General features: G+C 45.9%; 20 protein-coding genes. 11 read left to right on the top strand and 9 right to left on the bottom strand.

All coding sequences use genetic code 11. The features are described from left to right. The 3 genes from ACFPIB_RS12075 to ACFPIB_RS12065 all read left to right on the top strand — a co-directional run. The coding region (locus ACFPIB_RS12075) for a transposase (protein ID WP_378017715.1) at nucleotides 1-229 on the top strand (229 nt) is incomplete at its 5' end. Nucleotides 230-375: 146 nt separating this feature from the next. After that, a complete protein-coding gene (locus tag ACFPIB_RS12070; RefSeq protein WP_378017714.1) occupies nucleotides 376-690 on the top strand; it encodes a thioredoxin domain-containing protein in 315 nt (104 codons plus the stop codon). A gap of 327 nt (nucleotides 691-1,017) precedes the next feature. Continuing rightward, entirely contained in the window at nucleotides 1,018-1,356 is a 339-nt protein-coding gene (locus ACFPIB_RS12065) for a thioredoxin family protein (protein ID WP_378017713.1), read from the top strand. Nucleotides 1,357-1,443: 87 nt separating this feature from the next. Here ACFPIB_RS12065 and ACFPIB_RS12060 read toward each other — a convergent pair whose 3' ends face one another. After that, a complete protein-coding gene (locus ACFPIB_RS12060) occupies nucleotides 1,444-2,388 on the bottom strand; it encodes an NAD(P)H-dependent flavin oxidoreductase (protein WP_378017712.1) in 945 nt (314 codons plus the stop codon). Between the two features lie 257 nt (nucleotides 2,389-2,645). After that, nucleotides 2,646-3,371: a peptidylprolyl isomerase gene (locus ACFPIB_RS12055; RefSeq protein ID WP_378017711.1), complete on the bottom strand. Its 726-nt coding sequence runs from the start codon at nucleotides 3,369-3,371 to the stop codon at nucleotides 2,646-2,648. 85 nt (nucleotides 3,372-3,456) lie between these two features. Here ACFPIB_RS12055 and ACFPIB_RS12050 point away from each other — a divergent pair, with 85 nt between their 5' ends. The 3 genes from ACFPIB_RS12050 (at nucleotide 3,457) to ACFPIB_RS12040 (ending at nucleotide 6,634) form a co-directional block, all read left to right on the top strand. After that, the gene (locus ACFPIB_RS12050) at nucleotides 3,457-3,693 is read left to right on the top strand and encodes a heavy-metal-associated domain-containing protein (RefSeq protein ID WP_378017710.1); all 237 of its coding nucleotides are present in this window, start codon (nucleotides 3,457-3,459) and stop codon (nucleotides 3,691-3,693) included. Nucleotides 3,694-3,794: 101 nt separating this feature from the next. Continuing rightward, nucleotides 3,795-5,141, top strand: a complete 1,347-nt coding sequence (locus tag ACFPIB_RS12045) for a rhodanese-like domain-containing protein (protein WP_378017709.1) — start codon at nucleotides 3,795-3,797, stop codon at nucleotides 5,139-5,141. A 440-nt stretch (nucleotides 5,142-5,581) separates the two neighbouring features. Then, nucleotides 5,582-6,634: an NAD(P)-dependent alcohol dehydrogenase gene (locus tag ACFPIB_RS12040; protein ID WP_378017708.1), complete on the top strand. Its 1,053-nt coding sequence runs from the start codon at nucleotides 5,582-5,584 to the stop codon at nucleotides 6,632-6,634. 787 nt (nucleotides 6,635-7,421) lie between these two features. On the opposite strand, the gene ACFPIB_RS12035 is transcribed toward ACFPIB_RS12040, so the two are convergent. The 5 genes from ACFPIB_RS12035 to ACFPIB_RS12015 form a co-directional block, all read right to left on the bottom strand. Further along, nucleotides 7,422-8,135: an ABC transporter ATP-binding protein gene (locus ACFPIB_RS12035; protein ID WP_378017707.1), complete on the bottom strand. Its 714-nt coding sequence runs from the start codon at nucleotides 8,133-8,135 to the stop codon at nucleotides 7,422-7,424. 99 nt (nucleotides 8,136-8,234) lie between these two features. Then, complete coding sequence (locus ACFPIB_RS12030) at nucleotides 8,235-8,456, bottom strand: DUF2795 domain-containing protein (RefSeq protein ID WP_007652164.1); 222 nt, start codon at nucleotides 8,454-8,456, stop codon at nucleotides 8,235-8,237. A gap of 169 nt (nucleotides 8,457-8,625) precedes the next feature. Further along, nucleotides 8,626-9,405: a porin family protein gene (locus ACFPIB_RS12025; protein WP_378017706.1), complete on the bottom strand. Its 780-nt coding sequence runs from the start codon at nucleotides 9,403-9,405 to the stop codon at nucleotides 8,626-8,628. A gap of 177 nt (nucleotides 9,406-9,582) precedes the next feature. Then, nucleotides 9,583-10,431, bottom strand: a complete 849-nt coding sequence (locus ACFPIB_RS12020; protein WP_378017705.1) for an outer membrane beta-barrel protein — start codon at nucleotides 10,429-10,431, stop codon at nucleotides 9,583-9,585. Between the two features lie 42 nt (nucleotides 10,432-10,473). Beyond that, complete coding sequence (locus ACFPIB_RS12015) at nucleotides 10,474-11,847, bottom strand: DUF349 domain-containing protein (RefSeq protein ID WP_378017704.1); 1,374 nt, start codon at nucleotides 11,845-11,847, stop codon at nucleotides 10,474-10,476. A gap of 481 nt (nucleotides 11,848-12,328) precedes the next feature. On the opposite strand from ACFPIB_RS12015, the gene ettA reads away from it, so the two are divergent. Beyond that, nucleotides 12,329-13,993 carry an energy-dependent translational throttle protein EttA gene (ettA, locus tag ACFPIB_RS12010; RefSeq protein ID WP_378017703.1) on the top strand — a complete coding sequence of 555 codons (1,665 nt, stop codon included), beginning with the start codon at nucleotides 12,329-12,331 and terminating at the stop codon, nucleotides 13,991-13,993. Between the two features lie 127 nt (nucleotides 13,994-14,120). Here ettA and ACFPIB_RS12005 read toward each other — a convergent pair whose 3' ends face one another. Together ACFPIB_RS12005 and bla are read right to left on the bottom strand one after the other, a co-directional pair. Continuing rightward, on the bottom strand, nucleotides 14,121-15,092 hold the full coding sequence (locus ACFPIB_RS12005) for a DUF1254 domain-containing protein (protein ID WP_378017702.1): 972 nt from the start codon (nucleotides 15,090-15,092) through the stop codon (nucleotides 14,121-14,123). A gap of 3 nt (nucleotides 15,093-15,095) precedes the next feature. Next, nucleotides 15,096-16,025, bottom strand: coding sequence for a subclass B3 metallo-beta-lactamase (gene bla, locus ACFPIB_RS12000; RefSeq protein ID WP_378017701.1), 930 nt, complete (start codon nucleotides 16,023-16,025; stop codon nucleotides 15,096-15,098). A 403-nt stretch (nucleotides 16,026-16,428) separates the two neighbouring features. Here bla and ACFPIB_RS11995 point away from each other — a divergent pair, with 403 nt between their 5' ends. From ACFPIB_RS11995 to ACFPIB_RS11980, 4 genes are all read left to right on the top strand, one after another. Then, on the top strand, nucleotides 16,429-18,861 hold the full coding sequence (locus ACFPIB_RS11995) for a TonB-dependent receptor (protein WP_378017700.1): 2,433 nt from the start codon (nucleotides 16,429-16,431) through the stop codon (nucleotides 18,859-18,861). A 122-nt stretch (nucleotides 18,862-18,983) separates the two neighbouring features. Then, nucleotides 18,984-19,295: a hypothetical protein gene (locus ACFPIB_RS11990; protein WP_378017699.1), complete on the top strand. Its 312-nt coding sequence runs from the start codon at nucleotides 18,984-18,986 to the stop codon at nucleotides 19,293-19,295. Next, the gene (gene tcmP, locus ACFPIB_RS11985; RefSeq protein ID WP_378017717.1) at nucleotides 19,264-20,298 is read left to right on the top strand and encodes a three-Cys-motif partner protein TcmP; all 1,035 of its coding nucleotides are present in this window, start codon (nucleotides 19,264-19,266) and stop codon (nucleotides 20,296-20,298) included. The genes ACFPIB_RS11990 and tcmP overlap by 32 nt, the downstream gene beginning before the upstream one ends. A gap of 308 nt (nucleotides 20,299-20,606) precedes the next feature. Further along, nucleotides 20,607-22,874, top strand: a complete 2,268-nt coding sequence (locus ACFPIB_RS11980; protein WP_378017698.1) for a TonB-dependent receptor — start codon at nucleotides 20,607-20,609, stop codon at nucleotides 22,872-22,874. Nucleotides 22,875-22,898 lie beyond the last annotated feature (24 nt).

Genomic DNA, 22,898 nt, shown 5'->3' with positions numbered 1-22,898 from the left:
TGACCTGAAAGGGTTTGTAAAAAAGCTGTGGGGCTGGTGCTGGCAGGTGGTTTTAAGAAACGATGATCAGAAAGGGTTTAAGGTATTACCCTGGAGATGGGTGGTAGAAAGAACATTTGCCTGGATGCTGCATGCAAGGCGTCTGAATAAAGATTATGAGAAGAACAGAATGAACAGCCAATCGATGGTATATATAGCAATGATCTCAGTAATGCTTAAACGTTGCTAATGGCTTTTAAAACAGTTTCTAAGATCTGAGACGCAAGACCAAAGATTGAAGACTTTTTCTTGCTGAAACCATACCGTTTTTAAAAAGAAAGCCCTGCAACATTGCGGGGCTTTTTTGTTAGTTTTACTTCTTCAGAACCTGAACTTATGAACCTGATAAATACCGAAGCCGAACTGAACGCTTTCTTCGAGCAAAATGAGCAAGCCGTAATTACTTATTTTCTGGAAACCGATTGCGAAGGCTGCGAAGAACTGTTGCCGCTTTTTGAAGAAATTTCTGAAGAAACGGAATTGGAGAAAATAAGCTTCGGTTTGATGCAGGCGCAGCCCGGTTCTATTGCCGAAAATCTGGTAAAACAACGCGAAGTACCTTTTGTAGCCATTTATAAAAACGGCGAAATGATAAAATGCGGCTCGGTTAATTCGGAGAAGGAATTCCGGAAAATGCTGCGGAAGTTTTAGAAATTTACCATTCAGTTTTATTAGTTTAAGGCGGTTGCAATGGCTTTTGGTAGCGGTTTCTTTCTTAGTTTTTAAGGCACAAACCCTACCGTTTTATAAGTGAGAACGTAAATATTGCAACAATAATATTTTAAAATTCAGAGCCAAACGTTAAACATTTCTAAAAGTTATTGGTTTCTTTTTCAGCATAATTCTCATTTATACGTAAAGGCTTGGTACAAATACTTTTTCCTGCCTTTATGCCTAAATACAAAACTGCGGGCTTTGTATTTAGAATAAATGGCGTTGAATGTATTAAAATCTCAATCTTACTTCAAACTTGCCTATATGCCTGTTAAACAAACCAACGATGTTGAATTGCTGGTAGAAACCGCCAAAAACGCCTGCGTAATTCTAAAGTATCACACCGATGAATGCGGAGAGCCCTGTTTGAAGTTGGTGCCGGTATATGAAAATCTTTCAGACAATCCGAAGTACCATGATATTGTTTTTCTGCGCATAAACGCCGATAATAACCCGGTAGCCAAAAATTTTATTATAAACAAAAGGGCGCCCATTGTAACCATATACCATAATGGCCGCCTGCTGGAAAGCCGTACTGCCGATAATGAAGAAGAAATGATCCAAATGCTGGATATGTTGCTGAATGAACGCGCCAAATTATAAATACCTGCCCGAAATAATGGTCTGATATAAAAAAAGCCCGATTCGCATAAGGCAAAAGCGGGCTTTTTCTTTGGGTTGAAGTGTGATTTAAAACATAACCTTACAAAAATCTTCCCGCGCAGCTAAAAACTCCTGCCACATTTCGCGCACAATTTCGCCGGCAGGCTGGATCTTTTTTACGGCTGCTGCCACTTGTCCAATTTCCAGTTCGCCTTCTTCCAGATCGCCTTCAAACATGCCTTTTTTAGAGCGCCGTGAACCTAAAAGCTGGGCTAATTCTTCGGATGAAGCGCCGCGCATTTCAGCAGCTTTTACTTCGTGGTAGAATTTATTTTTGAGCAAACGTACTGGCGTAAGTTGCTTTAAACTCAGTTCGGTATCGCCTTCTTTCGCTTCTACCACTTTGGCTTTAAAGTTCGGGTGCGCCGAAGATTCTTCCGAAGCCACAAACCGGCTACCAACCTGCACGCCATCAGCTCCCAGAGCCATAGCTCCAAAAATCCCGCGACCGGTTCCAATGCCGCCGGCAGCAATTAAAGGCAGTTTTACGGCTTCACGCACCAGCGGAATTAAGGTGAAGGTAGTGGTTTCTTCGCGGCCGTTGTGGCCACCGGCTTCAAACCCTTCGGCTACAATGGCATCTACGCCGGCTTCTTCGCATTTCAGGGCAAATTTTACGTTGCTTACCACGTGTCCCACCGTTATGCCGGCATCTTTCAAGGTCTTCGTCCAGGTTTTCGGGTTTCCGGCGGAAGTGAACACTACCGGCACTTTTTCTTCCAGAATGATCTGCATGAGCTGGTCAATATCCGGGTACAAAAGCGGTACGTTTACGCCAAATGGTTTGGAGGTAGCGGCTTTGCATTTCTGGATGTGCGTGCGCAGAATATCCGGGTACATGGAGCCTGCCCCGATCAAACCTAGTCCACCGGCGTTGCTCACGGCACTGGCCAGTTCCCAGCCGCTGCACCAGATCATACCAGCCTGAATAATGGGGAATTCTATCTTGAAAAGTTCGGTAATACGGTTCATTTGGTTAATGTGCTAATGTTTTTAATGTGCTATTTTCGGCTAGGAAAACGATAGGGTTTTTGCCTGAAAAAGTCGGTTTTTCGTCCCCCTTTGGAGGGGGTTGGGGGAGGACCTACGCATTCCTGATCAACTAATGTAAAAATCGAATAATGTAAAAATCCTCCCCCAACCCCCTCCAAAGGGGGACTTGCTTCGCAAATGTACATTGAAAACGCTATGCCTTCGGCCGAAAAAAGTCATTCTTCTTTTATCTTCCTCTATCTCAAAACTTTCATGGTAACGTAGATCGGTTTTATGGGGCGGTCTTCGGGGTTTACGGGGTAATTGGCAATTTTATCGAGCACTTTCAGGCCTTCGGTTACTTCGCCGAAAACGGTGTATTGTTCGTCTAGCGTGGGCGCGCCTCCAACTTTGGGGTAAAGTTTTTTCTGCTCTTCGGTTAAGGTTAATTTCTTTTGTTCAGCAATGTCTTCCAACTCGGGAATGCTGACGGGTACGCCCTGCACGATGTAAAAATTATGGCCGGAAGATTCGCGGTTGGGGTTTATATTGTCGTCGTAACGGGCCATGGCTAAAGCGCCTTTTTTGTGGAAATGATGGCGGTGAATTTCGGCGGGAACGGTGTATTGGTCGGGCGTATTGTCGAGTTCGTTGGCGTGGCCGCCCTGGATCATGAAACCGCGCAGAATCCGGTAGAAAACGGTATTATCGTAGTAGCCGCCTTTCACCAGCCGTATGAAATTGGCGCGGTGCAGCGGCGTATCTTCATAGAGTTTCACCTTCATTTTGCCGAGGCTGGTAGAAATGAGCACTTCGGTTTCGGGATTTTTCTTGCCGTATTCAGTTAAAAATGCGCGCACGTTGGCTTTCGGAACTTCGGCTTCCAGTTCGTGGCGCAGCTTTTTCTGATCTTCGGGAGTAAGTTTTTCGCGGCAACCGCAAATCAGCAGCAGCAAAAACAAGCCGTAAAATATTCGGTTCATGTTCAAAGATAAAAAATTGCGGCCATAGCGTAGTTTTAAATTCAAACGTATAACTTACTTTCCTTAAAACGCTATCATTTTTCGTATGAAAACCCTGAAATTCAAAACCAATATTAACTGCGGCAACTGCCTGGCCACGGCCAAACCTTTCCTCGATAAAATTAAAAATGTGCAGGGCTGGAACGTAAATACCAACGATCCGGAGAAAATTTTAACCGTGGAAGGCGATAACGTAGAAGCCGAAAACGTGGTGGAAATGGTGCAGATGGCCGGTTACAAAGCAGAACAAAAGAAGGGTTTAATGGATAAGCTTTTCGGCTGAAAACGGTAGCGTTTTTCCGGAAAAAAGTATCGGATTTCCGGGGTTTATGCCGAACTTTACCGCATTCTTAAATAAGATTGCTTACATCAATCCCGAAATTTATGGAGAATCCATGCTTTAAAATACACCAGTTCGAAGACAAAGGGCTGGCCCATTATTCTTACGCCATTCTGAGTGAAGGCGAAATTGCGCTGGTAGACCCGGCCCGCGATCCGCAGCCGTATTACGAGTTTGCGCTGGTACACGATGCCCGCATTGTAGCCGTAATAGAAACGCACCCGCACGCCGATTTTGTGAGCTCGCACCTGGAAATTGCCACCGGAAAAGAAGCGAAAATTTACGTGAGCAAACTTTTAGGCGCAACATACGAGCACGAAACTTTCGACGACGGCGATTTCTTCCAGATCGGAAAAGTTACGCTGCACGCCATCAATACGCCCGGCCACTCGCCCGACAGCATCACCGTTTTATTAAAAGACGAAAACCAGAAAGAAGTTGCTGCTTTTACCGGCGATACGCTGTTTATTGGCGATGTAGGCCGCCCGGATCTGCGCGAAAACGTGGGTAATTTAACCGCCAAACGCGATGATCTGGCTCGCCAGATGTACCACAGCACCCGCGAAAAACTGATGAAACTGCCCGATGATGTATTGGTTTATCCAAGCCACGGCGCCGGTTCACTTTGCGGAAAAGGTTTAAGCAGCGCCAACGTAAGCACCATCGGCGCCGAAAAACTGAGTAACTCCGCCTTGCAGGAAATGACCGAAGAACAATTCGTAAAATTCCTGACCTCAGACCAGCCATTTGTGCCGAAATACTTTGGTTACGATGTGGAACTGAACAAAAAAGGCGCCCCGGATTATAAACCGAGCGTAAGAGAAGTGCCGCGTTACGAAGCGGATTGCGATTTCGAAAAGAATTGCCTTATTATTGATGCGCGGCCTCAGACCTGCTTCCGGAAAGGTCATTTGCCGGGCGCTATTAATTTAATGGACGGCCTGAAATTTGAAACCTGGCTTGGTTCGATCGTTGGTCCGGAAGAGCAGTTTTACATTATTGCCGAAACCGCCGAAACGCTGGAAAAACTCATTGCCAAGGCAGCCAAAATTGGGTACGAACTGAACCTGAAAGGCGGAATCGTAGCAAAAGAAATTGGCGAAGAAACTTCCCCGGAAACTGATCTGAGCGCTTTCGAACAAAACCCGGACAGTTTTACCATTGTAGATATCCGGAACACCGGCGAAGTAAAAACGCGCCAGATCTTCCCGAACGCCATTGCTATTCCACTGCCTGAACTTCGCGAGCGCGCCAACGAAATTCCGACCGATAAACCAATTATGGTGCATTGCGCAGGCGGTTATCGTTCGGCGGCCGGCGCCAGCATTATTCAGCAGGAAGTGAAAGATCAGCCGGTTTACGACCTGAGCGACGCGATCACGAAATTCTAGTTTTTACCTTCAAAATGATATCGTTTTGAAGGTAAAAAGTAAAAGCCGTTCTGAAGTTTTCGGAGCGGCTTTTTTATTTTCATGTCGCAAGTTTAGGCACAGCCGTAACTTGTGACTTTTAATGTTAGCAAGTTTATAAATTGCGGAAGCATTGCGACTTTTTTGCTTCGAAAGCATATCGTTTTATAGCTGGCTTTGTGTTTGCCTTACAGGCAAGGCCAGTTGCAAACTGACCAAATGGAAGCCCACAAATTGCGCTGCGCTAAACTTGCGGGATGAGAGGTTTCTGAAACATGCATTTAAAGCTGGGAACGTTAAAACCACAGTTTTACATTTCGAAGCAACCTAATTCAATGCAAACCGGTATCTTTCTTTTCCGAAACTCCGGAAATTTCCGGAACTTCAATATTCTAAACGATACTTAAAACCCTGAAAAAACTATGATACCAACCAAAGGATATGCTGCGCCCAGTGCTACCGAAGACCTGAAACCCTTCAGCTTCGAGCGCCGAGAAGTAGGTGAACACGATGTGCTCATCGATATTTTATATTGCGGTGTTTGCCATTCCGATATTCACCAGGCGCGAAATGAGTGGGGTGGCTCTATTTACCCCATGGTTCCCGGCCACGAAATTGTAGGCAAGATCAGCAAAGTAGGTAGCGCAGTTACCAAATTCAAAGTAGGCGATCTGGCAGGTGTGGGCTGCTTCGTAGATTCGTGCCGCACCTGCGAAAGCTGTAAGGAAGGTCTGGAGCAGTATTGTGAAGTCCACAACGTAGGCACCTACAACAGCCTGGAAATGGACAACAAAACGGTTACGTACGGTGGTTATTCTTCGCAAATTGTGGTAGATGAAAATTACACTTTAAAAGTTTCCGAAAAGCTCGATCCGAAACGCGTAGCTCCGTTGCTCTGCGCCGGCATTACTACTTATTCGCCGATCATGCACTGGAAAATGGGTAAAGGCCATAAAGTTGCTGTTGTCGGTTTGGGTGGTCTGGGCCACATGGCCGTAAAACTGGCTGCTTCTTTGGGTGCTGATGTAACGGTACTGAGCACTTCGCCAAGCAAAGAAAAAGATGCGTTTGATTTAGGTGCCCATAATTTTGCGGTAACCAAAGATCCGGAGCAGGTTAAAAAACTGAAGAATACGTTTCATTTTATTATCGATACCGTTTCGGCGCCGCACGATTATAATCTGTACCTAAGCATGCTGAAACGCGACGGAACCATGGTGCTTCTCGGTGCGCCGCCAGAACCAACACCGGTAGCTGCTTTCAACCTCATTTCCAAACGCAAACGTCTGGTAGGTTCTATGATTGGGGGAATTAAAGAAACCCAGGATATGCTGGATTACTGCGCCGAGCACAACATTATGAGTGATGTAGAGGTGATTCCGATCCAGAAAATTAATGAAGCTTATGAACGGACTTTGAAGAGTGATGTGCGGTATCGGTTTGTGATTGATATGGCGAGTTTGAATAAGGATTAATGTTTAATGGGAAAGCTAGTCTGTGAAGGCTGGCTTTTTCTTTTTCATGGTTTTTGGGGTCGAAAGCATAGCGTTTTTTATTCGTCATCTCGACGTCAGGAGAGATCTCATCAAGTTGGTAGTTTGTTTACTATTGACTTTTTAAGCCTGAAATGATACCGTTTTTTATAGCTGGCTTCAGCTATAAATTAATAACTTTTTTCTTTCATCGTTAGCTTTCTCCCTCAAGCCGGGAGGCTTCGTTTCTGCTCCAAAGCCTTTGGAGGCAAACTGGCCTCAGGCGGCCTGCCTTCTGCGAAGGCACCGTATTCCTCCAAAGTCTTTGGAACAGAAACTGGTGTCGGTTGACTTCGTAGTCAGCTTTCTTTTATTTTAGTTTCTTTCATAACGTGATTTTCAGGATACGCTGCGCTGGCGATATGCGTGGATATTTGATAAATAAGGAATTCTGAAAATTCTAAAATTCTATTAATTCTGATTCAGACAAAATTCATTGCCGTCTGCTTTAGCTGACGGATTCAAAGCTCCTCTCCTTATCAAGGTGGGCTTGGGGCAATGCTGTCAATTTAAGAGATTGAATTAAAAAAAAATTGCTGTTTTGGACATTTTTGTCCGAAACTAAACCTGCTGCCGACATCCTTGTCCGTGTGGTTGGATACGGGGACACAGATGTCCCCTGGCAGATTGCTTCCAGACACAGATGTCTGGAAGAGCGAATGCTCCCCGCCTTTTCAAGGAGGGGTTGGGGTGGTTGAATTTAATTCTGAATTCAACAATTCAACCATTTCTAAAACGGCGCGCTTTCCAGGAATTCGCGGTTTTGGGCTACTGTTTCTGTTGAAATGATTTCTAATTGCGGGTTTGGTTTGGAGAGGTTGAGTAGGTAGCCGGGCATGAAATGCAGGTTGTGCAGATCGTGGGTGATGCAGAGCACGGTTTTATGGTTTTCCTGCACCCAACTGGCTAAAAGTTTGAACACTTTCTTTTTATGGTACACGTCCAGCTGTTGGGTGGGTTCGTCCAAGAGACACAATTGAGCATCCTGAAGCATGAGTTGGGCTAGCCAGACCATTTGTTGTTCGCCGCCGCTCAGGTCGGGGAAATTGCGTTCGGCGAGGTGGCTGATCTGGAGTTTTTCGAGTAAAAAGCGTACCGTTTCGTAATCTTCCTGGGTGTAATTTTCGAAGAAGCTTTTTTTGCGGTATGCGCCCATTACTACCAGGTCTTTTACTTTTACCGGGAAGGTAACCACGTTTTTTTGCGGTAAATGAGCCAGAATTCCTTGCGCAGCCGGATTAGGGATTTTCTTTATATCCTGGCCTTTTATGGAGATAGAACCGGAATAATCGATTTGCTGGATAAAGGTTTTGAAGAACGTGCTTTTGCCGCAGCCGTTATGGCCGATTATGGCAACAAACGCCGGTTCGGGAACAGAAAAAAAAAGGTTGCGGATAAGCTTCTGCTCATAACCCGCAACCAGATCTTTTACTTCTAAAATCAATGCTTTCTTAATTAGAAATTCAAAATTAGAAATTAGAAATGAAAACTGTTCAGAAAAAGCAATTCCTAATTTCTAATTCATAATTTCTAATTGAAAATATTAGTATTCGTCTTCGTTGAACATGAAGTCTTCTTTGGTAGGATAATCCGGCCAGATCTCTTCAATGTTTTCATATGGCTGACCATCGTCTTCCAGGGCCTGCAGGTTTTCTACCACTTCCATTGGGGCGCCGGAGCGAATTGAGTAGTCGATCAGCTCGTCTTTTGTGGCCGGCCAAGGCGCATCTTCCAGGTAGGAGGCAAGTTCCAGTGTCCAATACATAGTAATTCGGTTTAAATGAATATCGGGGTTTAAAAATGGTTTGCAAAAATAAAATTTTCCTTGAAAAAACCAACCTATTGGCGTAAATAACCTGCCGGCCGATTTTTTTTAACTCACAACGGAGAAAGGTTTACAAATGTTAGGTTGTTGTAGAAAAAAACGCCGCTTTTTATAAAAACCAGTGGATTCCGGCGTGTAAGCCACCCGTTACGTTGTATCGAAGCGTAAATTTATCGAGGTCGTTCGGGCTGGCTTGTACTTCTTCGGCGCGAATATCTTTAAAGCCATAAGCCAGACGCAGGCCTAATGAAAAATAAGAATTTTCTGAAAGCTCGTGTTCCATACCAATATCGGCTACCACGTTAAAATCTTTTTTGTTGAATTTGCCGGTTTCCGGAGTTTCTTTGTCGGCATCGGTGGTGGCTAATAAGTAAGTGCCCTGGGTGTAAGCGCGCGGACCGCCGGTGTAGCTGTTTTCTATGGTGCCGCTCTTGTCGAAAGTGTTTTCTTCGGTACCGCTGAGCAGGAAAGCCATCTGGCCGCCTATCTGGAACGCAAAACGGGTTTCGCCGGCGCCGGTGTATTTAATGAGCAAAGGAACCACCAGATAATCAAGTTTTATTTCCTTTTCGCCAATTTTGCTGCCGCCATCATTGCCATCGGTCAGGTCGAATTTGGCACCCTGGCGGGAATAGAAACCTTCGAGCATAATGCTGGCGCTTTCGGTAAATTTAAGGCCAACAGAAGCGCCGCCCAACGGTTTTATCATGAACTGGTGGTTGTGGTGCTCGTTATTCTGCAGTTCGTTATCTATTACGATCCAGGTGTTATTAATGCCGGCTTTCAGGCCTACTTCAAACCGGTTGGTGGTGCTTGGGGTGTAATCTGCCTGCGCAAAGCCGAGGGCACTGTAGCAAAATGTACTGAATAAAAGTAAATATTTTTTCATAGTTGTACGCAATTAGGTTTTGGAAATGAATTATTCCTATGGTACTACTATGGCGTAAAATGGTTTACGAACGACTTATTTTTTGCAGGAAACGCTATGGTTTTGGCCTTCAAAACTACCGCATAAAAAAGTCCGGCTTGCGGGCCGGACTTTTTGAGCATAAAAGCATAGCGTTTTTTACAGATCGAAACGGTAATGCAGGCCAATTTGGAAACCGCCGGTTACGTTGTTGCGTGAATCGTAGTATCCACGGCTTTCTTCCATTTCTACCCATTTATCACTCCGAATATCTTTAAAGCCGTAGTAAAACCGCAGATTGGCGCTGAGGTATAAATTGCTTACAATATCAGCTTCCATACCTAAACCAACAGCGGCACCAATATCCGTTGAATTGAAGTTTTCCTTTTTGCCGCTTACGTAAGTAATATTATCCGGGCGGTTATATGTTCCGGCAGCCAGCACTACGCTTTTGGTTGGAATTTCAACATCTATTGCTGAAGCAGGAGCTCCGCCATACAGTGCCACATCGGCGGCCGTAAAATCGGTGCTGCTCAGGTTGGCGTTTAAAGTGGTGCGTTCGTTTATCTGGTTTACTTCCGAACCTTCGCTTAAGAAATTGAACTGCGGACCGAAGTGGAAATTGAAACGTACTTTTTCGCCGGAAGTAAATTTATAGAGGATCGGCACAGAAGTATATTTCAGTTCTATCCGCTTTTCGCCTACGGTTTTCTTTTCGCCGGCAAACGTATCGCTTCCCTTAATGTCGAATTCCGCACCCATGTTGTTTTTAAAAACCTCTATCTGGAAGCTGGAGCTTGGGTTAACTTTATAACCGATAACCGCGCCAAAAGGAGCAGAATTCCAGGTTGAGCGGCTATCATAGTTTGGATCGTCAAAAAGTTTCTGATCTAAAACCCAGGTAGAATTGTAACCAGATACAATGCCAAGGTACGGGCCAGTCTGGGCGTTGGCCGACAGAAAGCCGCAGCTTAAAAGTGCTCCGGCTAAGAGAGATTTCAATTTCATAGAAGTGTAATCGGAAAAAGGCTTATTTTTTAAGATTTAGAATTATTCGGGAGAATTAGCAGCGTTCTGAGAAGCATTTTCCGGACTAGGAACTTCGGTTTTAGCCGCCGATGTTTCAGGGTTCAGGCGTTGCTTCAGGAAATCGATCAGCTCGGTTTTGGTAGTAATTTTCCGGTTGAAATTGCGGATCTTACCCTGCAGCATTGTCCGGAACGTTTCGTTGTTCGGGATCGGGCTTAGTTTACCCAGGTTGCCTTCCAGCACTTCAATTTCCTGCTTATCGTATTTAATAAAATCTTTCAGGGCGTTTATGCGCGCGTGGGTCTGGTCGGCAAGGGTGTTTTTTTCGGCCGGAAGTGGTTTTTTGCGCATGTAATGTTCCAGGCTGCTCATTTCAAATACCTTATCGCAGGCAATCATGAAACGCTCCCAGGTATAATCGCTTTCAGCACCTTTGGCCGGGCCCACTTTTTTCCAGGCGGCCTGTAGTTCTTTGGCTTTGGTAGTGGCTTCCTGCATGTTCTGCAGTTTCAACAGCGCTTCGGCTTCCACCACCAGTTGCTTTTTCTTGTTCAGGTTTTCTTCCATGAACTTGTCTTTGCTCTCTACCTTGGTTTCGGTAATGCGGTTTTTCAGACGTTCGAAGAAATAGTTATGTGCGGCGCGGAATTTAGCCCAGAGTTCGTTAGACATTTTGCGCGGCAGGTCGCCGCCCACTTCTTTCCACTGGGTTTGCAGGTCTTTCAGTTTTTTGGTAGTGCCTTCAAAATCTTCCGAATTCTTCAGCGTTTCCGATTGCTCGATCAGGGCTTTGTATTTATCCAAAGTCCGGTTCAGCATGGCGTGTTTATCTTCGAAGAATTCTTTTTTGCGATTGAAGAAATGCTCTACCGCGGTGCGGAAACGCTCTTCAATTTCGTCGTTCAGCGCTTTTTCTACCGGGCCGGTTTTTATCCAGTTCTGGCGCAGCTCTTTCAGGCGTTCGGCGGTTGGTTTCCAGTCAATGCTTTCCCGCAGGCCTTCAGCCTCGGTGATCATGGCAATTTTGGTGCTCAGGTTTTTGTCGCGGTTGCGGCTGATGGCGGCTTTGATCTCATTTTCGGCGTCGCTCAGTTTTTTGTGCAGCACTTCGAAATCGCCGAGTGCATCGTACTTGCCGATCTGTTCTTTCAGGTGCAGCACTTTCATCAGGAACGAACCCTTGTTTTCAGACTCGTTGATCTTGCTGATCAGGCCGTCCACTTTTTCGCGGAACTGGGTGAACCGGTGCGCAAAATACTGCAGCGATTCATCTTCCACCTCTTTAACCTCGCCCACTTTTCTTTCCGGATAATCCATGAAAGCCTTGAGCCACACCTGGTTGTCCCGGACGAAGCCGAATTTTTTCGCTTCTTCCAACAGATCGTTGTTTTCCATTTACTGGATAGCTATATAGTTTAGAATAAAATTTTTACAAGATTATTATTTTCCGGTTATTTTCATAACCAAATGCCTATTATAATTTCCGATATTTGCCTTTTATTTGGGTATGAGGAATAAATAGCGCCGGGTTTTTGCATACGAATGCTGCCGTTTTTAGATACTCTGAAATAAAAATGGCATCAGGAAATGTACCACAGAGCCTTTTAAATGGGTTTTTTACCCGAAAACCATAGCGTTTTTAACTAGTGATTAATGAATAATGATTAATGATTAGTAGAAGGACAGGTTGACTTTTTAGGCCCGAAAGCATAGCGTTTTTTTGAACGCATATTGCGAAAGTCTCCATTTGGAGGGGATAAGGGGAGGACAGGAGATTTATCTAAATTTCTTTTGAACTGATAACGTAAAAATCATCCCCCCTTCAAAGGGGGACAAAGATCTGAATAACGAACAACGACAAACGAACAACGAAAATATGAGCAACGAAACCATTATTTTTTCGATGGCCGGGGTAAGCAAGATCTACCCGCCTCAAAAACAAGTGCTTAAGAACATTTACCTTTCTTTTTTCTACGGCGCTAAAATTGGCGTTTTAGGTCTGAACGGTTCGGGTAAGTCTTCTTTGCTGAAAATTATTGCCGGCGTAGATAAGCAGTACCAGGGCGAAGTAGCTTCTTCTAAAGAATACAGCGTGGGTTATTTGGAGCAGGAGCCGCAGCTGGACCCAACCAAAACGGTAAAAGATATTATAGAAGAAGGCGTGGCCGAAACGGTTGCTTTGCTGAAAGAATTCGACCAGATAAACGAAGCTTTCGGCTATGAAAATGCGGACTTTGATAAGTTGCTGGCGCGCCAAGGCGAAGTGCAGGAAAAACTGGATCACTTAGGCGCCTGGGAACTCGATAACAAACTGGAACGCGCGATGGATGCCTTACGCACGCCGCCTTCTGAAGCTATAATTGGCAACCTTTCCGGGGGAGAAAAACGCCGCGTAGCTTTGTGCCGTTTGCTTTTACAGGAACCGGACGTTTTGCTTTTAGATGAACCTACCAACCACTTAGACGCAGAAAGCGTGTTGTGGCTGGAGCAGCATTTGCAGAACTACAAAGGAACCGTAATTGCCGTAACCCACGATCGTTATTTCCTGGATAACGTGGCCGGCTGGATCTTAGAATTAGATAGAGGTGAAGGTATTCCGTGGAAAGGCAATTACTCGAGCTGGCTGGAGCAGAAAAGCAACCGTTTAGCGCAGGAAGAAAAAACCGAAAGTAAACGCCAGAAAACCTTAGCGCGCGAATTAGAGTGGGCCCGCATGAGCCCGAAAGCGCGTCAGGCAAAATCGAAAGCGCGTTTGGGCAGCTACGAGAAAATGGTGAGCGAAGACGTGAAGGAAAAAGAACAGAAATTAGAACTGTTTATCCCGAACGGTCCGCGTTTGGGTAACCAGGTAATTGAAGTAGAAAACCTGACCAAATCTTTCGGCGATAAACTGCTCTTCGAAAACCTGACATTCAACCTGCCGCCGGCGGGTATTGTAGGAATTATCGGGCCCAACGGCGCAGGTAAATCTACTTTGTTCCGTTTAATTACCGGCCGCGAAAAACCGGATGCCGGCACCATTACCGTGGGCCCAACCGTAGAAGTTGCCTACGTAGATCAGCAGCACGAAAGTCTCGATCCAAATAAATCGGTTTTCGAAACCATTTCCGGCGGAACGGAAAATATGCTTTTAGCTGGCCGCCCGATCAACTCCCGCGCGTACGTAAGCAAATTCAACTTTACCGGAGCGGATCAGGAGAAAAAAGTAGGCGTACTTTCCGGCGGGGAACGTAACCGCGTGCACTTGGCCATGACCTTAAAGCAAGGCGCTAACTTACTCTTACTCGATGAGCCAACCAACGACCTGGACGTGAACGCGATCCGCGCGCTGGAAGATGCCCTGGAAGATTTTGCCGGTTGCGCCGTAGTTATTTCCCACGACCGCTGGTTCCTGGACCGTATTGCCACCCACATTTTGGCGTTTGAAGGCGAAAGCCAGGTAGTTTGGTTTGAAGGTAACTTCTCCGACTACGAAGAAGCCAAAAAGAAACGCCTCGGCGATGTAGAACCGAAACGGATCCGCTATAAGAAACTGGTTTAGTTTTTTAACGGAAAACGGTAGCGTTTTTAGCAGAAAAACAAAAAGGCAGCTTCAGAAATGGAGCTGCCTTTTTTATTTTCTTTGCATTTTGGCAGAAGTGCTACAATGCGATCCTGTTCCCTGAATTTTAATCTACCGGTTGAATTTCCGGGAATTGCCACATTCCTTCCAGAAGTTCTTTGCGGGGCCGATACAAGCGAACCGTGTAGTTCCAGCCTGGCATAACAGGAAGGCAATTGTCTGCTCCTATTTCACAGTTTCCGAAACGAATGGTGATAGATCCGTCCGGGTTTGGTTTGGCAGTAAGGTTATTTAAAGTATAAGCATTCAGGTCATTTTTTTCGAAAAAGCCTTTGCTATTATAAACACTCACCGACCAGAACCCATCTACAGGCACTTCTTTTACGGTTAACGTATAAGCTTTAAGGGGTTCATTCTGATCCGGATAAACGCTGAAATACATAGCTGCATAATTCGGGTTTCCGCCCCAGCCAATGGCTGTTCCGATGAGATGATGCACAGGATTAATTTCTTCCCGGGTGCCAAACTTGTCAGGAATTTCTCCAAATGAACCCAGTACGGCTAAGGCGTCGCGTATCTTACCCTGTGAAACCAGATCCCAGTCCGGAATTTCAAAAGTACCGGCACTTTTTTGCTCAACTTTAATAGCGTTTTGAACCTGATGGGCAGCTTCCAGATCAACATGGTTTTCAGGGTTAGCCAAAGTACGGATAACGATGAAAACGTAGCGCGTGCCTACTTTCTCTTGGGGATAATTATAGGAACCCGGTTTGTAAACTACTTCAATGGTGAAATGATCCTGGGAAATAATTTGCATGGACAAAAACCGTTTACCGGCATCCGGGAGCGTAATTTTTAACGGGCCAGCCTGAAGATCGAATACGCCTGAAGAATAGAGTGTATCGCGGTTCATGCGTACCACCGTTTGCTTATCAACGTCCGTCATTTGTCGTTCATGGATCAACTTTCCGAAACCACCCTGCTTTACTTTGCTTAAGAAATACCTGTCGGTTTCAGCCCGTACAAAATTATTGACGTTTACGGGTATGATTCGGGCTTCTTTCGCTTCTGCTTCCATCGGCTAATTTTTTTTGAGATTGCTTTTGCCTCCCACGTCTTTCTTCCTACCCATTTCCAGGGCCGTTTCTTCTTCAAAGGCTTTGCGTTTGCCGGCAATGAAACGGCGGTAGCCTTCCGGATCGATCCAGGCTTTTATTTCTTCGGTTGCTGCACGTTTCTTTTTATTTTCTAAGTCGAAATATTCAGTGTGGTGCCCGCCCCATATATCCGGTTTTAAGCTTTCCAGAAAAGTAAGTGTTTTCCGATAGTCCTGATTGATGCCGGGATATTCTTCCGGATTTGCAATCTGGTAACCGGGGTTAAAGCCGGCGCCATCCGGAAATACGACTTTGTATTGCTTACCGCCTTCCATTAAGGTGGTAACCCAGGTTGTGGATCCTTTGGTATGGCCGGGCGTAAGGTGGGCAGTCAGCGAAACCTCGCCTAATTTTACTATGTCGCCGTCGTGAAGAATGCGATCTACCTTTACCGGCGGCTGCCCCATAATTTTATAGTCTTTGCCGTAATGAAAGTCACTTTTTCCGCCATCTTCGATCATGGCCACGTCCGGTTCCATAATGGCGATCTGGGCGCCCGTAAGCTTTTTCATATATGCAAAAGCGCCGGCGTGATCTGAATGTCCGTGGCCGTTGATGATGATTTTAATGTCTTCCGGCTTAAAACCAAGTTTTCTGATTGATTCAACGATCATTGGGCCGGATCTTGGCGTGCCGGTATTCAGTAGAATGTTTCCTTCAGAAGTTACAAAAAGCCAGGAGCTGAGCCCGCGCGTACCTACAAAGTAAAGCGGACCTACTACATGAGCCGGCTCGGTGGGTTCATCCCAATGCAGGTGTTTGTTTGCCAACTCGATAAAAAGCTTGTTGTTTTTGGCAAGCTCTTCTTTGGTGGGCATTTTCTTCGCGGGCAATTCCTGTCCGAAAACATGCATGCTGGGGAATGTAAATATCAGGAAGCAGCCCAGATAGAGAGCCAGCCTGCTGGTTGGGTTGTTAATCATGGTTCACCAGTTACTATTAAACAGAACTTTATTATAGAACAGGGCATCAAATGAAAAGTTTTTCAGCTTGTTACTGAGATAAAAGACAAGTAAGCCAGAGATGTCTTGCCGGTTTAAACTTTTTTCTAATATCCATTTTAAAAGCGCACAAATAACTGCCCATACCGTTCGGACGCGAACATATAGTAAATCCGTACTGTTCGGAAGCGGACATATTGCATTTTTGGTCAATTCACAAAGCTCTATAAATCAATTAAATAAAAACGCTATCAGTTTTTGGCACAAAAGTAGAATAACCGCTGGCGAAACAATTCACCTGCTAAAATTCTACCTTATGAAAAATAGTTACCTGTTGGTTTTCGCTTTGGTGTTCAGTTTGGTCTTGCCAGCCTTTGCCCAGGAAACCGGAATGCTGAAGGGCGTTTTGAAAGACAGCAAAAATGCTCCGATCGGGTTTGCCAACGTGGCGTTGGTTCAGAAAGAAACCGGAACTGCCAAAACCGGGACCACAACCGATGAAAAAGGAAATTTTCAGTTGAAAGCTCCGGCGCCGGGCACGTATTTTTTGCGCTGCACTTTTATCGGCTTCCAGCCTACTGTTTCGGAAAGTTTTCTGGTAACCAGCGCGGATTTCAGTAAAGATTTTGGCGTGCTGGTTTTGAAGGAAGATGCCCAGACCCTGAAAGAAGTAACCGTGCAAACCATGCGGCCAACGATTACGAACCACCCGGATAAAATGGTGATGAGCGTGGAAGGAACGGCCATGGCGGCGGGCAGCAGCGCGTACGATATTCTGACGAAAGCACCGGGGGTTTGGCTTGATCAGGATGGTAATATTCAGCTGAATGGCAAGGCGGGCGTGCGGGTAATGATAGATGGAAAACTAACGTATTTGAGCGGCAAAGAACTGCAAACGTTCCTGGAAGGCATGTCGGCGGATAATATCAAAGACCTGGAAATTATTACGAATCCTTCGGCGAAATACGATGCGGAAGGTTCTGCGGGTATTATTAACCTGAATCTGAAAAAGAACAGTTTATCGGGCTTTAATGGTAGCGTTTACGCGGGTTACCAGAACAATACCATGCACGGGTATGCCAACGGTGGGAATTTGAATTACAAGAAAGGTAAGTGGAGTTCTACGGCCATGCTCGATGTTTCCAGAAGAACCCGCGTACGCACCAATACCATGGACCGCGCTTTTAACGAAGGCGGCCACATAACTACTTTAACGCAGAAAGGCCGTGAAAACGGCGCCACTTTTATACCAAACCTGCGCCTGAGTACCGATTACGAAATTTCGGCAAAACACAGCATTGGCATGATGGCCAACCTGACGTACCAGGACCAGGAAACGGACTTTAATACCGATTCTTACCTGCTCACCGGCACCCCGGAAAATGATCTGTTCATTCAGGCGCGTAACCATACCGAAAAGAAATTCGGCAACGGTACATTCAACCTGCATTATGCTGGAAAGTTAGATACCCTGGGAAGCACGCTTTCGGCCGACCTCGATTATGCCGATCTGATCTTTAAAGGCAACGGCGATTTCCGGAACTTTTACCAGCCAGCCGATTTTTCCGCACCCGCTTATTTAGACCAGTTGGGCAGCGATAATCCTTCCGGTTACCAGATCTGGTCGGTGAAAACCGATTATGCGCGCCCGGTTTTGAAGAACGGTAAACTGGAATTAGGCGCCAAAGCCAGCCACGTGGTTTCTGATAATGATCTGCAGTTTTTCTTCGTGCGCGATAACCAAAAAGTAGCCGATCCTTTGCGCAGCAGCCACTTTATTTACACCGAAAACATTTACGCGGCATACGCGAACTTCAATAAGGCGCTGTCGGAAAAGATACAGGTGCAAGGCGGTTTGCGCGCTGAACAAACTGTAGCCGAAGGTCATTCCGTAACCATGAACCAGACCAATCCGCGCCAGTATTTTGGTTTGTTTCCGAGTGTATTTGTGCAGCATAAAGTAAGCAGCAATTACCAGCTGAATTACAATTTCAGCCGTCGCCTGGACCGCCCGAGTTACCACAACCTGAACCCGTTTATTTTCTACCTAGACCCGTATAGCTGGGCCAAAGGAAACCCTGATCTGAAACCGCAATACACCAATTCGTTTCAGCTTACCCAAACCTATAAAGATGCTTATACCCTGATTTTGGGTTATGCGAATACGGCCGGTTTTATGGCTGAAATTCCGTTGCAGAACAATGAGAATAAAACCACGGAATTCCAGACCCGCAACGTCGATAATTTCGAGAACGTGAACGCTAACCTGGTTTTGCCGGTAAAAATTTCGCCGAAATGGGAGGTAAGCAACAATCTGAGCCTGGAATACCAGAACTACACCATGTACCTGGCCGATAAGAACCGGCAGAACGAGCAGGTTTTCTTCTTTGCTCAGTCGAACCATAATATACAGCTACCGAAAAATATCCGGATGGAAGTGAATGCCGGTTACCAGGGGCCGTCGGCATACGGCTTATATAAAATTGAGCAGAACTGGTGGGTAGATGCCGGCCTGAAACGCAGCTTTATGAAAAACCAGCTGGACCTTTCGGTAAACATAACCGATATTTTCAAAACCCGCAAAGTAATCGGCGCAGCTAATTTCGACGGTAACATCAACGCATTCGACCAGTATTTCGGCATGCAAAGTTTCCGGGTAAACCTGCGCTACCGATTCAGCCGCGGCGAAAAATTTGAACTGAAACGCCGCAATACGAACCTGGAAGAATTACGCCGGACCGGGAATTGAGTTTTGGCAGGTAAAACGATAGCGTTTTGAGGTGAAAAAGTAAAAGGCAGCTTCTGGAGGGAGCTGCCTTTTTTTAATAAAAGTTATTGGTTTATTTACTAGCTGAAGGAAGTAGTCTAAGTATGAAAGTAGCAGCTGCCTTAAAGAATGGCAAAAAAGGAATGAGTTTCTTTAAAAAGTTATTTTCTTTTTTCGGTGGTGCCGCTAGCACAGGCTTGTTTCATGAATACTTTGCAGTCATCCATCGGAAGACAACAAAGAGCGGAAAGTTAATTCTTTTAAGCGTAATTTTGCAGTACCTAGATTATGCTTTTCCCTTCATCCAACTTCTTCCAGACCAAACGCAGTATTTCCGAAATAAAAGCGGAGCTGTTGCCGGCGTATTTTCAGGTTTGGGCGGAAATGGTGGCTACAGAAGAATTGGTTTTAGTTGATCTGAATGCAGGCAGCGGCTACGAAGCGGATGGCGAAAAAGTGGCGGCATTGCAAATACTGGAAACTTTTCAGGAAGCTGAAAACGCTAGGGAAAACGAGGCAAAAACTCTGCAATTATTCCTGAGCGATGCTTCTAAAACCAACCTCGAAAAGCTGAAGCAAAACCTGCAAAATGTTTCGGAAGAAGGCGAAATAACACCGCAGCTGCCGGAAAATATAAATCTCCTAAACGAACCTGAAACGGCAAAAACGCTATTAGGATTGCTCCAAAAAGTGCCGGGTTTGGTTGTCGCTGATCCGTTCAGTTACGCGCAGGCGCAGGAAATTTTAGCGCAAACGCTGACTGAAAAAAATGATGATCTGTTCGTGCTTTTCGATTACAAAAAACTGGAGAAGACTTTTCTGGCCGAAAACCCTACCGTTTTTTTAGCCCAACTTTTCGGCGAAGCACTTCCGGAAATAAAAGCAAAGTTCCAGCTGCAGCAAAGCCCGAAACGGAAAGAACAACTCCTGCTGGAGCAACTCGAAAATGCTTTTCAGGAACAAGAATTTTACCCGCTGAGTTTTAAAATAAATCCGCCTGGAAAAGCCGGAAACGCCGTTTATTTATTTTTAGCCGGCAAAAGCATAGCACATTATTTCCGGGCAAAAGAATGGCTGCAAACGTTTTCAGAATTTCAGGAAGATGGCGTGCCTTTGTTTGGCGTGAACTTAAATTACCAGCCCGCAGCCATTCCCGGTTTTTCCAATTTCCTGAACAAATTCAGCCTGGAAAATTTAACGCAGGAACTGGCCGGAAAGAAAGCTGATTTTCACTACCAGACCATTCGGGAGATATACGAAACGCACAGCTTTGGTACGAACTATATTCTGGCGAATTATGTGGCGGCTTTCCGACAATTGCAGAAGGCTGAAAAAGTGAATCTGGTTGATGCTAGCAATAAAAAAGTGCTGAAAATTACGCCTGAAGCCGTGGTGTTTTATCGGCTGCACAATAAGTAGAAGTAGGAAAGTCCCCCTTTGGAGGGGGTAGGGAGAGGACAGGCGAATTATTGAAGTTTCGTATTGCGAAGATTCTCCCCTTGAGGACAAGCCAAACGAGAGATTGAGCTTGCGAGCGGAGCTCATAGAGGGTGTTTTCTAACCGTGATTACTCCCGCTCCCCTCAAGGGGAGAGAATCTGCTAATGTGAAGTCCTCCCCCTACCCCCTCCAAAGGGGGACAAAAAGACCGAAGCAATTTCTTTTTAAAAATCATCCGGATAAAACCCCTTTCCCTTCGATGCGCGTATGCAGGGCAAACTTTTCTGCATGAAATTCTTTTTGCTTTTTCTGCTGTTTTTCCTACCGTTTCTGGCTTCGGCACAAGGCCGGTTGCAAGGCAGAATTTTGGATTCGCAAACGCAGCGCCCTTTAGTTGGGGTGGCAATCAGCTTGCTTGGTAATACTGCCGGAACGGTAAGTGATGCTGAGGGGGATTTTACTTTGACTTTTGAGGATGAAAAGGATAGCGTATTGGTGAGTCTGGTGGGTTACCAATCGCAGCGATTGCCGATTGCGGGTTCATTTCTGGAAGTTTGGTTGCAGCCGGTGGTTAAGGCTTTGCAGGAAGTGGTGGTGCGGGGGTATGAAACGGATAAGCCTCTTTTGAAAACGGCTGGCAGCATTGGTTTGCTTACTCCGAAGGAATTGGAACGTTTTAATCAGAATTCGTTGGTGCCGGCCATGAATACGTTGCCGGGCGTGCGCATGGAAGAACGGGCGACGGCGAGTTACCGCATTTCTATTAGAGGCAGTAGTTTGCGGGCGCCGTTTGGCGTGCGGAACGTGAAGGTTTATTTAAACGAAATTCCGCTGGTGGAAGCGAACGGAACTTTGCCTTTGAATTTACTGGAGGCGGCTACTATTGGCCGGATTGAAGTGCTGAAAGGTCCGGCGGGCAGCGTTTATGGGGCGGGAACCGGCGGTACGATCTTGTTCGAAACGGTTAAGCCTGAACCGAATGAAAGCAGCGATGCGGCACAGGTTACTATCGGTTCTTTCGGCTTGCAGAAATATGCGTTTCAGACGGTGGCTTCTAATAAAAGATCTAGCATTCTGGTGCGCTACGATAAGCAGAAACTGGATGGATACCGCGAGCAAAGTGCAATGAACCGCGATGTGGTTTTGCTTTCCGGAAACTTAAAGCCAACCGAAAAACAGACCTTCAATTTTCACGCGTATTATTCCAAATTGTATTACGAATTGCCCGGTGCTTTAACCAAAGAGCAGTTCGATGAAAATCCGCGGCAGGCAAGGCAAGTGAACAAAGATCAAAATGCGTCGCTGAATCTGAACGGGCTGAATATCGGGTTGAACCACAACTATACGTTCAACGAAAACTGGAGCAATGCTACTTCAATTTTCGGCGTTTTCAGTTTTCTGGACCACCCGTTTACTACCGATTACGAACGCAACACGAACCAGGCTTTTGGCGGCCGCACGCGTACTACGTATCAAACCAATTTCGGGGAAGTGCATGTGCGTTTTAGTTTAGGCGCTGAAGCGCAGCGCAGTTTTGTGAGTTCGCGGCATTACCAGAATATAAAAGGTGCGGCTGGCAATCTGAATTTCGACGATGAGGTTACGGCGCAGCAGGGTTTTGTTTTTGCGAAGGCCGAAGCCGATCTGCCGGGAAATATTACTGCTACGTTGGGCGGCAGTTTTTCGGGTTTGCAATATGAACTGAACCGGCTTTCGGATGTCACGCAAACGAATGTAGGCAAGCATGAGCGGAGCTTTGAACCGCAGTTTTCGCCGCGGCTGGCTTTGAATAAATTGCTTTCGGAGAAAATAGCGGTGCATGGCAGCATCAGCCAGGGATTTTCGGCGCCGACGGAAGCGGAAATTCGTCCTTCAGATGGCAGTTTTAATACGGCTTTGCAACCCGAGCGCGGCACGAATTACGAACTCGGTTTCCGGGGAAATGCATTAAAAGACAAGCTGTTTTTTGATGTGGCGGGTTTCTGGTTTAAGCTGCAGGAAACCATTGTGAGCCGCAGTACCGAAAACGGCACCGTGGTTTTTCAGAATGCAGGCGCAACGAAGCAGCAAGGTTTGGAAACCAGTTTAAGCTACGAATTTCTGAACGATGAAAAACGCTATGTTTCCGGGCTGAAGATCTGGAGCAATTACGCGTACAATCATTTCCGCTTTCAGAATTACCGGCAAAACGATCAGGACTTCTCAGGCAACAAACTTACGGGTACACCGCGACAAACCCTCGTTTCGGGCCTCGATCTGGAGACGCGCGCGGGTTTTTACCTCAATATTACTACCGTTTTTACCGATGAAGTTCCGCTGAACGATGCCAATATGGTTTATTCCGAAAGCTATTTTGTAGCGAGCGCCAGAACCGGTTTCCGGAGAACGTTTTTTCAGAAACTGGAAACCGAAATTTATGCCGGTGTAGAAAATGCGACTGATAAAAAATACAGTTTGGGGCACGATCTGAACGGTTTTGGGAACCGGTATTTTAACGCGGCGCCGGGAAGGAATTTTTACGGCGGGCTGCAAGCAAAATGGCTGTTTCAGCCATAAGCAGGTTTTGTTCGCGGGCGCTTT

The organism is Adhaeribacter terreus, assembly GCF_042657365.1.
In the GTDB taxonomy this organism is placed as follows: Bacteria; Bacteroidota; Bacteroidia; order Cytophagales; family Hymenobacteraceae; genus Adhaeribacter_A; species Adhaeribacter_A terreus.
The sequence above is the reverse complement of the archived record's forward strand: the minus strand, read 5'-3'. Positions and strand labels throughout refer to the sequence as shown.

Coding starts and splice junctions, on each gene's coding strand:
- ACFPIB_RS12070 (WP_378017714.1), top strand. CDS start 376: ATGAACCTGATAAATACCGAAGCCGAACTGAACGCTTTCTTCGAGCAA.
- ACFPIB_RS12065 (WP_378017713.1), top strand. CDS start 1,018: ATGCCTGTTAAACAAACCAACGATGTTGAATTGCTGGTAGAAACCGCC.
- ACFPIB_RS12060 (WP_378017712.1), bottom strand. CDS start 2,388: ATGAACCGTATTACCGAACTTTTCAAGATAGAATTCCCCATTATTCAG.
- ACFPIB_RS12055 (WP_378017711.1), bottom strand. CDS start 3,371: ATGAACCGAATATTTTACGGCTTGTTTTTGCTGCTGCTGATTTGCGGT.
- ACFPIB_RS12050 (WP_378017710.1), top strand. CDS start 3,457: ATGAAAACCCTGAAATTCAAAACCAATATTAACTGCGGCAACTGCCTG.
- ACFPIB_RS12045 (WP_378017709.1), top strand. CDS start 3,795: ATGGAGAATCCATGCTTTAAAATACACCAGTTCGAAGACAAAGGGCTG.
- ACFPIB_RS12040 (WP_378017708.1), top strand. CDS start 5,582: ATGATACCAACCAAAGGATATGCTGCGCCCAGTGCTACCGAAGACCTG.
- ACFPIB_RS12030 (WP_007652164.1), bottom strand. CDS start 8,456: ATGTATTGGACACTGGAACTTGCCTCCTACCTGGAAGATGCGCCTTGG.
- ACFPIB_RS12025 (WP_378017706.1), bottom strand. CDS start 9,405: ATGAAAAAATATTTACTTTTATTCAGTACATTTTGCTACAGTGCCCTC.
- ACFPIB_RS12020 (WP_378017705.1), bottom strand. CDS start 10,431: ATGAAATTGAAATCTCTCTTAGCCGGAGCACTTTTAAGCTGCGGCTTT.
- ACFPIB_RS12015 (WP_378017704.1), bottom strand. CDS start 11,847: ATGGAAAACAACGATCTGTTGGAAGAAGCGAAAAAATTCGGCTTCGTC.
- ettA (WP_378017703.1), top strand. CDS start 12,329: ATGAGCAACGAAACCATTATTTTTTCGATGGCCGGGGTAAGCAAGATC.
- ACFPIB_RS12005 (WP_378017702.1), bottom strand. CDS start 15,092: ATGGAAGCAGAAGCGAAAGAAGCCCGAATCATACCCGTAAACGTCAAT.
- bla (WP_378017701.1), bottom strand. CDS start 16,025: ATGCATGTTTTCGGACAGGAATTGCCCGCGAAGAAAATGCCCACCAAA.
- ACFPIB_RS11995 (WP_378017700.1), top strand. CDS start 16,429: ATGAAAAATAGTTACCTGTTGGTTTTCGCTTTGGTGTTCAGTTTGGTC.
- ACFPIB_RS11990 (WP_378017699.1), top strand. CDS start 18,984: ATGAAAGTAGCAGCTGCCTTAAAGAATGGCAAAAAAGGAATGAGTTTC.
- tcmP (WP_378017717.1), top strand. CDS start 19,264: ATGGTGGCTACAGAAGAATTGGTTTTAGTTGATCTGAATGCAGGCAGC.
- ACFPIB_RS11980 (WP_378017698.1), top strand. CDS start 20,607: ATGAAATTCTTTTTGCTTTTTCTGCTGTTTTTCCTACCGTTTCTGGCT.